The following is a 14833-nucleotide window of genomic DNA, read 5'->3' as shown; positions in this document are numbered from 1 at the left end:
TTATTAATTATTTACAATATTTTCTGCACTCAATGCTTTGGCATTTGATATGGCCACCTGCTGGGCAACACGCTCGGCCATTTTCACAAAAGCAGCGGTCATTGGGCCGTCTTCTTCAAGCACCGTTGGCTTACCGGCATCGCCCGAATCACTGATGCCTTTAATCAGCGGGATTTCGCCCAGGAACGGAACATCAAGCTGTGCCGCCAGTTTTTGTCCACCGCCTTTACCAAATATGTAATACTTGTTTTCGGGCAGTTCGGCAGGTGTAAAGTATGACATGTTTTCAACCACCCCCAGTATAGGCACATTAATAGCCGGCATCATAAACATACCAATACCTTTTTTAGCATCGGCCAGGGCTACATTTTGCGGCGTGGTAACAATTACAGCGCCCGTTACCGGGAAGCTTTGCGTTACCGTGATGTGAATATCGCCTGTACCCGGCGGCAGGTCGATCACCAGGTAATCCAGCTCGCCCCAGTCGGCATCATTGAACAGTTGTTTTACAGCGGTAGATACCATTGGCCCACGCCATGGCACCGGCTGATTAGGATCGGTAAAGAAACCGATAGACAGTAATTTGATGCCGTATTTTTCAATCGGCTCAATTCGGGTTTTGCCATCAACCTGGCTGGCCATTGGGCGGGCACCCTCCAGGCCAAACATAATGGGTACCGATGGACCGTAAATATCGGCATCGATCATTCCCACCTTTGCGCCAGATTTCGCCAGACCCAAAGCAAGGTTTGCCGCAACCGTTGATTTACCAACACCACCCTTGCCCGAAGCTACGGCAATGATATTTTTTACACCCGGAACCCCGGTATTTTTTTGAGTAGTTACACGCGAGGTCATGTTGATATTGATAACGGCCTCTTTGCTTACAAAATGCAGGATAGCATTACGGCAGGCATTCTCAATCATGGCTTTAAGCGGGCAGGCCGGCGTAGTCAATATCACCGAGAAGCTAACGTTGTTGCCATCAATATGAATATCCTGGATCATGTTAAGCGTTACCAGGTCTTTTTTCAGATCCGGTTCTTCAACGTTGCCCAGTGCCTGTAAAACTTGTTCTTTAGTAATTGTCATAATATGAGGCAAATTTATGAAAACAGGTGGTTGATTAAGTTTATCAGGAAACAATTTGCAAAAACAACCGTTTGCAGGGGATAAGATTTAGTTTAGTTTTGGATAAAATTAACAAATGAAGCGCCTTAATCCTAAATATATACGCATAGCCGCATACATTCTCGTTCCCTTAATTCTTATTCTGCTTATCGGCGGATATGTTGCCTACTCAAAACGTGGAGCCCTGCTCGAAAAAGCCATTGACAAAGCTAAATTAAAAGCAAAGAGGGATTATAATTTAGATGTAAAAATAGGATCGGCTAAGTTTACCGGCCTCAGCACCGTTTCATTCTCGGATATCAGCATCGTACCGGATGGCCGCGATAGCTTACTGAACATCAAAAATTTTGTGGTAAGTGTACGGATAATGCCGCTGGTGCTTGGTGAGGTAAAACTATCAGATGTGGTATTGCAGGATGGCTTCATTAGCCTTGTTAATAAAAACGGGGTCAAGAATTTCGATTTTCTTTTCAAAAAGAAAAAGGACTCAACAGCCACCGATACCAAAGCCGATTTGAGCCATCTTGCCGATAACCTGATCAACCAGCTGCTTTATAAGATCCCGGATAACTTATCGCTCCATAATTTCAGGATCAGTTTTAAGAGCGACAGCGATCAACTTAAACTTTTAGCGCAAACAGCACTGATCAAAGACGGGCAACTGAGCTCAACCATAAAGGTTAATGACGGGGAAGCCACCTGGCATTTCGCCGGCAAAATGCACCCTTCGGATAAGGATATCGACGTAATGCTTTATGCCGATGGCAAAAAAGTAGAGCTGCCTATCATTGAAAAGAAATTTAACCTGAAGCTTAATTTTGATACACTGCAAACAAAACTAACCGAGGAAGACCACAGCAGCGGTGAAACCAGGATCTCGGGTTCATGGTCGGTTAAAAACCTGCTTATTCGCCATCCGGGCATTTCATCTACTGATATTGTGTTGCCGGCGGCTGCTATTGATGCCGATGTTAAAGTAGGCACTAATTACATATCCATCGATAGTACTTCGCTTATCCATATTAAAAAATTAACGGCGCACCCATACATTAAGTATACGCTTAACCCGGTAAAAATTTATGAGCTGAAGCTCAATACCGGCTGGCTTAATGCGGCCGATATTTTCGATTCGTTTCCTACGGGGATGTTTGACGCCCTTGACGGCATCCAGGTTGCGGGCAAGCTGAATTATCACATGAATTTTTACATGGATTCATCAAAACCCGATGATTTGATATTTGATTCGGGCATGGATAAAGATAACTTCCGGATCCTGAAATTTGGACGCACCGATTTAACCAAGCTTAACAGCCCCTTTGTATATACACCGTATGAAAAGGGCAAACCAATGGCCCCACACCTGATAGGCCCCGAAAACCCGGAGTTTACGCCGCTGCAGCAAATCTCACCTAATTTGAGAAACGCGGTAATGACGGCCGAAGATCCATCTTTTTACACCAATCATGGCTTTGTAATGGAGGCCATCCGTAAATCAATAGCTACCGATTTTAAAACAAAAAAATACAAACGCGGCGGCAGCGGCATATCGCAGCAGTTGGTTAAAAACGCCTACCTGAGCCGGGAGAAAACCCTGTCGCGCAAAATAGAGGAGATCCTGATTGTATGGCTTATTGAAAATAACCGCATCATGACCAAAGACAGGATGCTGGAAGTTTACTTTAACATTATTGAATGGGGCCGTAATATTTACGGTATTGGCGAGGCTTCGCATTATTACTTTGGCAAATCGCCGTCTGAGCTTAGTTTGGGAGAAAGTATTTACCTGGCCAGCATTGTCCCCTACCCTAAAGGCGGTTTATACGCCTTTCAGCCTGACGGTACCTTACGACCGGGACTGCATGGATACTTTAACCTGATTGGTAAACTGATGGCGATGAAGGGATATACCGCCCGGGATACCAATGCTTATGGATTTTACGAAGTGCGGTTAAGGGAAGGTCTGCGCCGGCAGATTGCCCCTGTTGATACTGCTACTGCTGATAGCCTTATGAAACAAGGCGGAGCAGATGACGATGGTATTTTGCCAGTTGTTGAAGAGCCTGTAAAAAGGCCTAACTTTTTCCAGCGCCTTTTTGGTAAAAAAGATACCACCGAAGAAAAGGCCGAGGAAAAATTGAAACAAAAAGAACAAACGATAAAAGAGCAGATCAAAGCCCAGATAGAAGCACTTAAAGCTGAATATAAACTCAAGATTGACGCTGTTGATACCACCGGCGGCCGGACACGAAAAGACGTACGGCAGGAAAAACGGCGGCTGAAGGATGAAGAACGGGAAAAGGAAAAAGAATTGAAAGATAAGATGCCGTAGGAGACAGTAAACAAGATGTCATTGCGCAGCGCGGCAATCGCACGGAAGCATATCTCGTCCTGTATCGTATGCGATTGCCGCGTTGAGCTACCCATAACATAATTAAAAAATGGGTAGCCCGTCGAAGCATGGTGGGTAGGCCTCTGCGCGCGAGTCTTCGACAAGCTCAGACTGACAGCCCCTCTTTTGTCATTTCACCTTCAGAGTCCATGGATTAATCACTCAGAATGCCAATCCCTCCACACCTGGTACCGTACTAAAAAAGTTTACAGATTAATTCAATCTAAATATATCCGCGCATATATAGTGCTCGCTGCCGTAAAGCGCCTTCGCTTTTAGCCTATATTAAGGCCCATAGTTTTTATTTTAATAGGCACATAAATAACATTCACAAAACGATAATATCATCGTTTTAAATCTATTCGTGTCTAAATATATACGCGCATATATAGCCCGGGGCTACCCTCCTCTATTTTTTCCTTAAAATTAATTGCGAAATAAGCGTATCACCAAAAAAATTCATCGCAACAGAAACGTTGCACAGGCCATTTAAACTAATTTTTGTCCTTTTAAACACTGTGATGCAAGCGTATTAAATTAAACATAATATACTATAAATCAATTAATTATGAACATTTTTCTTGATTGATCCGTTTAAATTACTGTAGATTTGTAATGCCAATTTTAAGCTACGCATAAACCTGCTTCATGTGAAACAGTAACGGTCGGGCGTATTTACCCTGACCAATGCTTTGATATTCTTAAGCAACAGTTAAATATTGTTACAAATATTGAATTGTTGCATAGGGGGCTTATGTGATATTTTTTTGAATATCAATCAACTAAATAAACAACTCAATGAAAATCAATTACCAATTAAAGCGGTTCGCAGTCCTCACCCTGCTCTCCACCGCTGCTTTTTACTCTTGTAAAAAGAATGTGAACAACAACGAAGCACCCAATCAAAAAACAATCGGCACCGTAGCACGGGCCGCTAACGAAGTAGTGAATGCCTGGGTTACCACAGCCGATCAGTCAAAGCTTTTACAGGCACAAGCCAGTTTCAATTTCGCTGCCGATGCCGGCACTAATGCAACAACCATTACAGTAGACGAAAACCAAACCTACCAGGGAATAGACGGTTTCGGCTTTACTTTAACCGGGGGCAGTGCCGGACTACTTAACGGCCTTGGCGCCAACCAAACCAATGTGCTTAACGAGCTTTTCGGCACGGCTAACGGCCAGATCGGGATCAGCTATATCCGGATCAGCATCGGTGCCTCCGATCTTAGCTCAAGCGATTTCACCTACAACCAAACGGCCGGCGATTTTAACATGAACAACTTCAGTATCAGCGCCGAAAACCAGGACCTGCTACCGATCCTGAAAAAGATCATAGCCATAAATCCGTCTATTAAAATTATAGCCACTCCATGGACAGCCCCTACCTGGATGAAGGTAAACACCACGGGCAATAACGGCTATACCGGCGGCAGCCTCAATACAGCAGCAGGTTATTATGACGCCTATGCCCGCTATTTTGTAAAATACCTGCAGGCCATGCAGGCACAGGGGATTACCATTGATGCCATTACCCCTCAAAATGAACCGCTTAACCCATACAACAACCCAAGTATGGTAATGCAGCCGGATGAGCAGGCCAATTTTATTAAAAACAACCTCGGCCCGCAAATCAGGGCGGCAGGCTTTCAAACCAAAATCATTGCCTATGACCACAATACCGACAGGATTGATTATCCCGAAACCGTGTTAGCTGATGGCGGCGCAAATCCTTATGTTGACGGTTCAGCTTTTCACCTGTATGCGGGCAATATCAGCGCCCTGACTGATGTACACAACTCCTATCCCAACAAAAACGTTTATTTCACCGAGCAATGGGTTGGCGCACCAAGCAATTTTGGCGGCGATTTGTCATGGCATATTAATACACTCATTATTGGCGCTACCCGCAACTGGAGCCGCAATGTTTTAGAGTGGAACCTGGCCTCCGACCCAAACAACAATCCGCATACACCGGGTGGTTGCAGTACCTGTTTGGGTGGTATCACTATTAGCGGTACTTCTATCACCCGTAATGTTGGTTATTACATTATTGGTCACGCATCGCGTTTTGTACGGCCCGGAGCTGTGCGGATTTCTTCCAATTTATCAGGCAGTATCCAAACCGTGGCCTTCAAAAATTCCGATGGCAGCAAGGTACTCATCGCGCTTAACAATGGTTCATCAAGCGTAAGCTTTAAAGTTAAATGGGGTGCGGAATCTTTTACTTACACTTTAGCCGCGGGCGCTGTAGCAACCTTTAAATGGACCGGCACCCAAAGTTCAGCATCAGGCCCGCCCATAGGTTCAATCATCACTTTTAAAGGCTTTAATAACCTGTACGTAAGCAGCGAAAACGGCACGCAGGCCATGAATTGCAACCGGTCTACCGCCTCAGCATGGGAACAATTTACAGTGGTTGATGCCGGTGGGGGCAAAATAGCCTTGATGGCCATGAATAAATACGTATCGTCAGAAAACGGTACACAGGCCATAACCTGCAACCGCACAACCTTTGGCGACTGGGAAAAATTTGACTGGATCCCCACAACCGATGGCAAGGTTACCCTCCGCGGCAATAACGGCAAATTTATATCCAGCGAGAACGGTACACAACCCATGACCTGTACCCGTGCAACAGCATCAGGTTGGGAAGCTTTTGGTGTAAACCAATAATTACTTACGAAACCAATCAATTATTTACCAATACTATCATTATGAAACAACTTTTAAATTTTGCGAAGAGTGCCGCTACTGCATCGGCATTAATGCTTTTAATTTCGTCCTGCAGCAAGGACCTGAACAAAACCTCACCTACCATTAAAACAGCCGATGAAACGGCAGGATCAACAACCACGCCAAGGGCAGGCACACTGGTATGGAGCGATGAGTTTAACGGCACCGGCGTTAACACCAACAACTGGAACATTGATAACGGCAACCCCAATGTCAATAACGAAAAAGAATATTACCAGTCGGCAAACGCCACGGTATCAGGCGGTTTCCTTACCATTACTGCCCGCAAGCAATCCGTTGGAGGCCAGCCCTATACATCAGCCAAATTGACTACAGCAGGCAAATTCCAGCCTACCTATGGTCGTATTGAGGCAAGTATTAAGCTGCCGGCGGTACAAGGTACATGGCCGGCATTTTGGATGCTGGGCGCAAACATCGGAACCGTAGGCTGGCCACAATGCGGCGAAATAGATATCATGGAGCAGGTAAACACCTCCAGTACTATTTTAGGCACTATGCACTGGTACAACAACGGCGGCCACGTACAATATGGAGGCAGCACTACCACCACGCCAACAGGTTTCCATACCTACGCGGTTGAGTGGGATACCAATTCTATCCGCTGGTATGTGGATAATACGCTGTATGTAACCGGTAATATTGCCAATAATATCAACAATACCGGCGCATTTCATAATCCGTTCTTTATTATCCTTAACCTCGCCATAGGCGGAGATTTGCCGGGTAATACCATCAATGATAGTGCATTGCCTTGCAACATGGTGGTTGATTATGTACGGGTTTATGACCTGTCGGGCAGCAGCACAAACCCTCCTATTGGTCAAACTATCACTTTAAAAGGTTTTAATAACCAATATGTTAGCAGCGAAAATGGCACACAACCCATGAATTGTAACCGCGCCACTGCATCAGCATGGGAGCAATTTACTGTAGTTGATGCCGGGGGCGGTAAGGTAGCTCTTCAGGCGATGGGTAAATACGTATCAAGCGAAAACGGTACACAAGCCATTACCTGTAACCGCACTACCATAGGCGATTGGGAAAAATTTGACTGGGTGCCTACCACCGATGGTAAAATTACTTTCAGGGGCAACAACGGCAAGTTTATTTCCAGCGAAAACGGCACACAGCCCATGACGTGTAACCGTGCAACAGCATCGGGCTGGGAGGCTTTCGGTGTAAATCAATAATTTAAAATGATATATTTAGCCTGCTCTTTTTAAAAGGGCAGGCTTACTTGCTATATAAACCTGCCATGAAAAAATTCACCGGCTTTTGCTTTCTGTGGTTAATAATAGGCTTGCATAAGTTATATGCTCAGTCGGCCGGGAGCAAATTGGAGTTTAATCTTACCGATGGCTATCAGCGCGAGAATTTTCACTGGTCGATAGCTGGCAATAGCAATGGTCAAAGCCCCAATGTTTTTTCAGAACTGAAATGGACAAAGCTGAGCGGGCAAAGTGTTGGAGCTTCATTACAATATAATGTATATCAACGATTTAACATTTATTCAGATTACGCCCGGCAATTTATCACCTCGGGTTCGGTAAATGATTCGGACTATAGCACTGATAACCGTACCGGTAATACCTATAATGAAACATTTGATGCTGGCAAAGGGAATACACAGAGCCTGGCGCTTGGTGTCGGGTACAAGCTAATTGATAATGAGCTATTTAGATTTAGTCCTTATGCAGGATACAGCTATAATCGGCAGTCCCTTTATTTATATGGTATCGGTAACCGCTTTCCGAACTTGAACAGCAGCTACCAAACTAAATGGAAAGGCGTATTCATTAAAGCCATTGCATCTTTAAAACTTACTGAAAAGCTGAAAGTTAATGCCGATATCACCTACAACCAGGTAGGTTATAATGCCTGGGGCAACTGGAACCTCATTACCACTTTTCAACACCCGGTTAGCTACCGGCACCATGCCAACGGGTATGGGTTAAATATGAACGGCTCATTGGCTTATTCAATCACAAATCACATAGCCATTCAGGCCGGTGGTGGATATCTGCACTGGCAAACAGGTAATGGTACCGATGAACTTTATCTCAATAGTGGCGAGGTGGATAAAACGCAGATGAACGGGGCGTACAGAAATGGCTTTAGGGCATTTGGGGGCTTGAAAATTTCTTTTTAATTATTTAAAAATCGTCGTCGTTCGGTGCTGAATTAATATAAATATCTATATTACAGTTAATTAAATGTTACATACAACTACCTCCCCCGGTTTATATCGCCGGCGCGGCTATAGACCGCCGAAAAGGTTCCACGTGGCACATTGGTGCAATTACGGGCATAAATTAAATATTTATTTTGCTTTTGGTAAGGATGGTATTTATCATCTAAATGGCATAGGTGGTGGCGGCGGATGAACTAAACAAATGACATCCGCATCACGCTATCTCGATGACAATTTTAATTTAATTACCTTATTATCAATAACTTAATTATTATCCTTCTGCTTATCAGCAGCATCCTTAGCTGCTTTCTCCTTTTGCTTTTGGGCTTCTTTGGCTGCCTTTTCTTTATCTTCTTTAATCTGTTCCTGCGCTTTCTTAATACTGTCTTGTCTTTGCTGTTCGCGTTTCTTCTTCTTGTTAAAGAAACCTCTCAACAAAAAGTTATGCTGAGCTGCGGTAAGGTCCTCATTAAGCGTGTTGGTTGTAGTATGGACTGTTTTGATAGTAGTACGGGCCTGTTTAACAGTGCCTTCCAGGTCACGCGCCATTTTATCGCTGTTCAACAAACGGCCAATACTACCCTGTCCATTATTAATCTTGGCGACTATGCCGGTTAAATTTTCGGTTAACGATTCGGCATTATCGGCCACGCGGGTAAGTTTATTAATGATCTTGTCTACGTCAACCGGATTTATCGAACTTAAACGGCCGCCGTCTTCAATCTCCTCGTGGCTAACAATACCACCGGGTGCTATTACTACCAGCTTATCCCCCATCAAACCATCACTGCCTATGCTCAGCTTCGAATCTTTTTTTATAAACTTTTTAACGCTTTTATTCAGTGTAAGGTCAACCCGTACCGAGCTATCGGTTACTATATTAATAAATTGTACCACTCCCACATTAATACCCGCAAAGCGTACATTATTACCCACCTGCAGGCCACTTACGTTTTTAAACCGGCCATAAACATGAAAGGTAGAATTGAACAGGCTTTTTTGGTTACCTATTAAAAAAATAGCTACCAACAGCACTGCCAATCCTAAAAAGGTGAACAGGCCTATTTTTATTTTTTGAGATGATGTGGTTTTCATGCTGATACGTTAAAAAATGATCTGACCATTTCGTTGTCTGATTTTTCGAGCTCTTTGTACGAGCCCTCGGCTATATATTTACCATCATCCATTACCAGGATCCGGTCGGCCGTAATGCGGGCGCATTCCATATCGTGGGTAATAATGACAGATGAAATTTCATATTTCCGTTGCAGCCGGTTAATCAGTTCACTGATCTCGCGTGATGTAATGGGGTCAAGCCCCGTAGTAGGCTCATCGTACAACATAATTTCGGGGTTAACAATCAGGGTACGGGCAAGGCCTACCCTTTTCCGCATCCCTCCTGATAAATCGGACGGCATTTTATCTATCGCATCTAACAAACCAACAGCGTCCAATACACCTTCAACCTTTTTATTAATTTCTTTCTGGTCTTTTAGCTTCAACACCCTGGTAAGCGGAAACTCCAGGTTATCCCTAACCGTCATGGAATCATACAAGGCACCGCCCTGAAAAAGGAAGCCTATCTTTATCCTAAGCTGTTTAAGCTCATCATCGTCCATCGTGGTAATATCTTCACCAAATACTTCCAGGCTGCCGCCATCGGGCTGTAACATACCCACAACGCACTGAATAGTAACCGATTTTCCCTGTCCTGATTTCCCCAGTACAACGATATTTTCACCCTTTTTTAAGTCAAAACTGATATCCTTAAGCACCTGCTTTTTGCCAAAGGATTTTTTGATCCCCTTAGCGCGGATCACCACTTCTTTTTTTGAGGGGATAGTTCCTTTTCGGCTTCATTATGTTGGTTTGTTTCTTTCATCTCATTTATAAAATAACAAACTGGTGATCTGAACGGCTATAGCATCAATAATAAAAATCCACAACGAAGCAGTTACCACGGCCGAGTTTGCAGCTATGCCTACACTTTCAGTGCCTTTATCAGAGTGATAACCTTTATAACATCCCACAAAACCAACCGCAAACCCAAAAAGCACCGTTTTGGCAACTGCAGGCAGCAGATCCGAAAAATCGAGCGAGGCTATACATTTATTGAAATAGAGGGAAAAACTAATGCTATCGGTGAAGTTAAGCGCCAGGAAACCACCAAAAAGCCCAATGGCGTCGCCTATAACGGTTAATAGTGGAATCATAAAGCTGGTTGCCAGTATGCGCGTTACTACCAGATATTGGACGGGGTTTGCGCCCGATACTTCCATGGCATCAATCTGTTCGGTAACTTTCATACTGCCCAGCTCGGCCCCAATACTCGATGCTATTTTGCCGGCACAGATAATAGCCGTAATAACAGGCCCAATTTCGCGTACAAGGGCTACCGACAATGTTTTAGGCAACATGCTTTCGGCGCCAAGATCTACCAGCGACGGTCTGAGCTGCAAAATAAGCACCAGACCCATAATAAAGGAGGTGATACCCACCAGCATCATAGACCGGTAGCCTATTTCGTAGCATTGCCTTACAAATTCCGACCATTCAAAGCCGCCGGTAAATATATTGCGGAAAAAGCGTGTGAAGAACAATACATAGTCGCCCATGCCTTCCAGCCATTTCCTCCATCCGCTTAGTTCCTGCTGTGCTTCCATCAGTGAATCTTAAATTATAGTAAACAACAACAAAGCAACGCTCAATTGTTTTTGAACTTTCAATAATATTCACTTCATGGATTCAGGCTAAATACTGATTATGACATCGGTACATCAATGACCAGGAAACGGGAGGGCTCTTCGGTTATAATTGTAAGTGAACTTGTATCATAAACGCCCAGCGCATCTTTTTTGTTTAAAACCTGGCTGTTTATTTTAGCCGCCCCATCCAACACAAAAACGTAAGCGCCATTGCCTTTTGTTTTAATATCATAATTTATTGTTTGCCCTGCCTCAAACTCGCCCATCGAAAATGTGGCATCCTGGTTTATCCAAAGGGTGTCTTCACTTTTATGCGGCGAGATCAGCGTAGTGAGCTCATTCAATTTAAAACGGTCTTTAAAACTCATCTGATCGTAACGGGGCTGGATATTTCTTTCTTTAGGAAAAAGCCAGATCTGCAGCGTATTTGCCGCTTCTTTATGCGATGCATTATACTCTGAATGATATACACCGGTACCGGCTGACATTACCTGCACCTCTCCCGCATTCACTACCCCGGTATTACCCATACTATCTTTATGCTGTAACCCTCCTTTTAAAGGAATAGTGATAATTTCCATATTATCATGCGGATGGCTTCCAAAACCGCGGCCCGCAGCAATAATATCATCATTCAAAACGCGCAGCGCTCCGAAATTCATTTTTTCGGGATTATAATAAGATGCAAAACTGAAGGAAAAATTGGCCTTTAACCAGCCTATATCGTTATGTCCCCGTTCTGATTCTGGATAAAATATTGTTTTCATGTCACTATATAATTATATGTTTAAACACACAATATTTATTCCACAATTTAATTATGCGTAATTTTGCAAAAAATCAATAAGTAATGGCAAAAAAAGCTGTTATTGCAGGCTCAAGCGGACTTATTGGCAGTCATCTCCTGCAAATTTTATTGGAACAAGCCTATTATGATGAAGTATTGATCCTGGTAAGAAAAAACTACCACTACAGCATCATAAATTAAAACAGCTTGTTATCGACTTTGAACAGCCCGAAACCTATAAAAACGAGCTGAACGGCCATGCTTTGTTCTGCTGTTTAGGATCAACTAAAAAGAAAACTCCTGATTTAGCTGTCTATCGTAAGATAGATCATGATTATCCGTTATTACTGGCACAATTGGCTAAGCAAAACGGGCTTGAACAATATCATTTGGTATCCTCCATTGGAGCCGATATAAATGGTGCTAATTTTTATACGAAAACTAAAGGAGAAACTGAAGCTGATATCACAGCTACGGGTATCCCCGCTATTCATATTTACAGGCCATCTTTTTTAGCCGGCGACAGGCAGGAAAGCCGACCAATGGAAAAGTTTTTAAACGGCTTAATGAAAGTTATAAATCCATTGCTTTTTGGAAGCTGGAAAAAATACCACAGCATTGATGCCTCAACCGTTGCCATGGCCATGTATCTACAATCAAAAAAACAAACGACTGGTGTATTTATATACGAGTCGGATAAAATAAAACAACTATCGTGAGTACTTATCTTTCTGCCGAGAACCTTGGCCATCAATTTCATGACAACTGGTTATTTAAAAATGTAACCATAGGTATTAACCGTGGCCGTAAGGTTGCGCTTGTAGGCGTTAATGGTGCCGGCAAATCTACCCTTCTAAAAATATTAGGAGGCACTATAAAGCCTACCGAAGGTAAAGTAGTGCAAGCCCGTGACCTTAATATGGGTTACCTGGAGCAGGACCCAAACTTTAAAAACGCGGTTACTATCAGCGATTATATATTTCATGCTGATGATGTACAGCAGCAGCTCATCCGCAGGTATGAGGAACTGATGGAGAACGATCCGGAAAATACCAAAGCCATTGAAAAGGTAATGGAAGAGATGAGCGAGGTTGATGCCTGGGAGTATGAGTACAAGATCAAAACTATTTTAGGCAGGTTAGATATACATCATCTCAATCAGCATATCACTACCCTATCGGGCGGGCAAAAGAAACGCTTAGCTTTAGCCAAGCTGCTTATTGAAGACCCAGAGGTTTATATACTGGATGAGCCTACCAACCACCTGGATATTGATACGATAGAATGGCTGGAGAAATTACTGACCGAAGGCAACAAAACCATATTGATGGTTACGCACGACAGGTATTTCCTGGATAACGTATGTAATGAGATATTAGAGATTGATAGGGGCAAAATTCAACCGTACAATGGCAGCTACGGCTATTATCTTGAAAAGAAAGCCGAGCGTGAAGCGGCAGACGAAGCAGCATTTCAAAGAAACTCCAACCTTTTGAGGAAGGAGCTGGAATGGATGCGCCGCCAGCCCCAGGCACGTGGTACTAAGTCTAAAGCACGTATTGATGCTTATTACGACCTGGAAGAAAAAACAAAGAAGGGCGGAATCCGTGACAAAGTCGAGCTGAGCGTTAAAACAGCGCGCCAGGGTAATAAGATCATGGAAATGGATCACCTGTATAAATCATTCAACGGTAACACTTATATCAATAATTTCAGTTATATATTTAAAAAAGGCGACAGAATTGGTTTGGCCGGGAAAAATGGCAGCGGTAAATCTACCCTGTTAAATATCATTACCGGTGCCTTACAACCAGATAAAGGAACTGTAGTTAAAGGAGAAACCACAGTAATAGGCTATTTCCACCAGGCAGGGATTACTTTTAAGGAAGATGAGCGTGTAATTGATATTGTAAAAAACGTAGCAGAATTTATTACCATGGCCGACGGTAAAACTATTTCGGCTTCCGCATTACTTACGTTGTTCCTCTTCCCTCCTGCCAAGCAGTATGGTTTTATATCCAAACTAAGCGGCGGTGAAAAGAAACGCCTGCAATTGATGAGCATCCTGATGAAGAACCCTAACTTCCTCATACTGGATGAGCCTACCAATGACCTGGATATCGATACCTTAAACGTATTGGAAGAATTTTTAACCAACTACGGAGGTGTATTGATGATGGTATCGCACGACAGGTATTTGTTAGATAAGCTAACCGACCAGCTTTTCATTATGGAAGAAAAGGGCCATGTACGCATCTTTAATGGTAATTATTCGTCATACAGGCTTGAACTGGAAGAAGCAAAACAACAAGCAAAAAAACCCGCTCCTGTTGCACAAACTCAAACTCCCGTAGCTAAAAAAGTAAACTGAGCTTTAAAGAAACAAAGGAACTGGAGAGTATTGAAGGCGAAATCAACACTATTGAAGCAACAATCAAAGACAAAAACGAACAATTAAACGCTTCAGGCATCGATCCTAAAAAGCTTGATGATTTATTAAAGCAAATAGATATTTTAAATAAACAACTGGACGATAAAAGCGCCCGTTGGATGGAATTAACGGAGCTAAACGAAGGATAATGAAAGCATCGGATATTATAGCATCAATAGGTGTAATTATACTTTTAATAGCGTTTCTGTTAAATTTAACTAAGAAACTACCTACCGAAAGCAAGCTTTACAGCCTTTTAAACCTTATTGGCGCAGGCACCTGTTGCTATGCATCATACATAGTAAACTTCTACCCTTTCGTGGTATTAGAGGGCGTTTGGGGGTTTGTGGCTTTAATATCATTATTCAGAGTTCCACGTGGAACATCTGTTTAATTAAGGTAATTTTGTATCTAAGTCTAAAATTCTAAGCAGTAAGTTAAA

14 protein-coding genes are annotated in these 14833 nt (G+C 43.1%); 9 read left to right on the top strand and 5 right to left on the bottom strand.

All coding sequences use genetic code 11. From position 1 onward, the window contains the following. Window positions 1–3: 3 nt before the first annotated feature. Window positions 4–1092 (bottom strand): Mrp/NBP35 family ATP-binding protein, encoded by a 1089-nt coding sequence (locus ACQ86K_RS31540; RefSeq protein ID WP_090532765.1) that lies wholly within the window; start codon window positions 1090–1092, stop codon window positions 4–6. A gap of 115 nt (window positions 1093–1207) precedes the next feature. Between ACQ86K_RS31540 and ACQ86K_RS31535 the strand changes: the two genes are divergently transcribed. The 4 genes from ACQ86K_RS31535 to ACQ86K_RS31520 all read left to right on the top strand — a co-directional run bounded on the left by ACQ86K_RS31535 (window position 1208) and on the right by ACQ86K_RS31520 (window position 8426). Continuing rightward, window positions 1208–3460 carry a transglycosylase domain-containing protein gene (locus ACQ86K_RS31535; protein WP_091174852.1) on the top strand — a complete coding sequence of 751 codons (2253 nt, stop codon included), beginning with the start codon at window positions 1208–1210 and terminating at the stop codon, window positions 3458–3460. Window positions 3461–4318: 858 nt separating this feature from the next. After that, window positions 4319–6196 carry a glycoside hydrolase family 30 beta sandwich domain-containing protein gene (locus ACQ86K_RS31530; RefSeq protein ID WP_091174850.1) on the top strand — a complete coding sequence of 626 codons (1878 nt, stop codon included), beginning with the start codon at window positions 4319–4321 and terminating at the stop codon, window positions 6194–6196. Between the two features lie 41 nt (window positions 6197–6237). Beyond that, window positions 6238–7467: a family 16 glycosylhydrolase gene (locus ACQ86K_RS31525; RefSeq protein WP_218134513.1), complete on the top strand. Its 1230-nt coding sequence runs from the start codon at window positions 6238–6240 to the stop codon at window positions 7465–7467. 65 nt (window positions 7468–7532) lie between these two features. Continuing rightward, entirely contained in the window at window positions 7533–8426 is an 894-nt protein-coding gene (locus ACQ86K_RS31520; RefSeq protein WP_091174847.1) for a hypothetical protein, read from the top strand. 306 nt (window positions 8427–8732) lie between these two features. Here ACQ86K_RS31520 and ACQ86K_RS31515 read toward each other — a convergent pair whose 3' ends face one another. The 4 genes from ACQ86K_RS31515 to ACQ86K_RS31500 form a co-directional block, all read right to left on the bottom strand. After that, on the bottom strand, window positions 8733–9563 hold the full coding sequence (locus tag ACQ86K_RS31515; RefSeq protein WP_431199396.1) for an MlaD family protein: 831 nt from the start codon (window positions 9561–9563) through the stop codon (window positions 8733–8735). After that, window positions 9560–10288, bottom strand: a complete 729-nt coding sequence (locus tag ACQ86K_RS31510; protein WP_431199395.1) for an ABC transporter ATP-binding protein — start codon at window positions 10286–10288, stop codon at window positions 9560–9562. The genes ACQ86K_RS31515 and ACQ86K_RS31510 overlap by 4 nt, the downstream gene beginning before the upstream one ends. Before the next feature lie 63 nt (window positions 10289–10351). Beyond that, window positions 10352–11131: an MlaE family ABC transporter permease gene (locus tag ACQ86K_RS31505; protein WP_091174839.1), complete on the bottom strand. Its 780-nt coding sequence runs from the start codon at window positions 11129–11131 to the stop codon at window positions 10352–10354. A gap of 98 nt (window positions 11132–11229) precedes the next feature. Further along, entirely contained in the window at window positions 11230–11940 is a 711-nt protein-coding gene (locus tag ACQ86K_RS31500; RefSeq protein ID WP_091174836.1) for a pirin family protein, read from the bottom strand. Window positions 11941–12023: 83 nt separating this feature from the next. On the opposite strand from ACQ86K_RS31500, the gene ACQ86K_RS31495 reads away from it, so the two are divergent. From ACQ86K_RS31495 to ACQ86K_RS31475, 5 genes are all read left to right on the top strand, one after another. After that, window positions 12024–12161, top strand: coding sequence for a hypothetical protein (locus ACQ86K_RS31495; protein ID WP_431199394.1), 138 nt, complete (start codon window positions 12024–12026; stop codon window positions 12159–12161). A gap of 62 nt (window positions 12162–12223) precedes the next feature. Then, entirely contained in the window at window positions 12224–12679 is a 456-nt protein-coding gene (locus tag ACQ86K_RS31490) for a hypothetical protein (RefSeq protein WP_431199393.1), read from the top strand. Beyond that, complete coding sequence (locus ACQ86K_RS31485; RefSeq protein ID WP_431199392.1) at window positions 12676–14331, top strand: ABC-F family ATP-binding cassette domain-containing protein; 1656 nt, start codon at window positions 12676–12678, stop codon at window positions 14329–14331. The genes ACQ86K_RS31490 and ACQ86K_RS31485 overlap by 4 nt, the downstream gene beginning before the upstream one ends. Beyond that, window positions 14328–14540, top strand: a complete 213-nt coding sequence (locus tag ACQ86K_RS31480) for an ABC transporter C-terminal domain-containing protein (protein ID WP_431200972.1) — start codon at window positions 14328–14330, stop codon at window positions 14538–14540. The genes ACQ86K_RS31485 and ACQ86K_RS31480 overlap by 4 nt, the downstream gene beginning before the upstream one ends. Beyond that, window positions 14540–14785 (top strand): CBU_0592 family membrane protein, encoded by a 246-nt coding sequence (locus ACQ86K_RS31475; protein WP_208057695.1) that lies wholly within the window; start codon window positions 14540–14542, stop codon window positions 14783–14785. The genes ACQ86K_RS31480 and ACQ86K_RS31475 overlap by 1 nt, the downstream gene beginning before the upstream one ends. The last annotated feature ends 48 nt before the right edge of the window (window positions 14786–14833 follow it).

The organism is Mucilaginibacter sp. P19, assembly GCF_050632265.1.
Lineage (GTDB): Bacteria > Bacteroidota > Bacteroidia > Sphingobacteriales > Sphingobacteriaceae > Mucilaginibacter > Mucilaginibacter gossypii.
The sequence above is the reverse complement of the archived record's forward strand: the minus strand, read 5'-3'. Positions and strand labels throughout refer to the sequence as shown.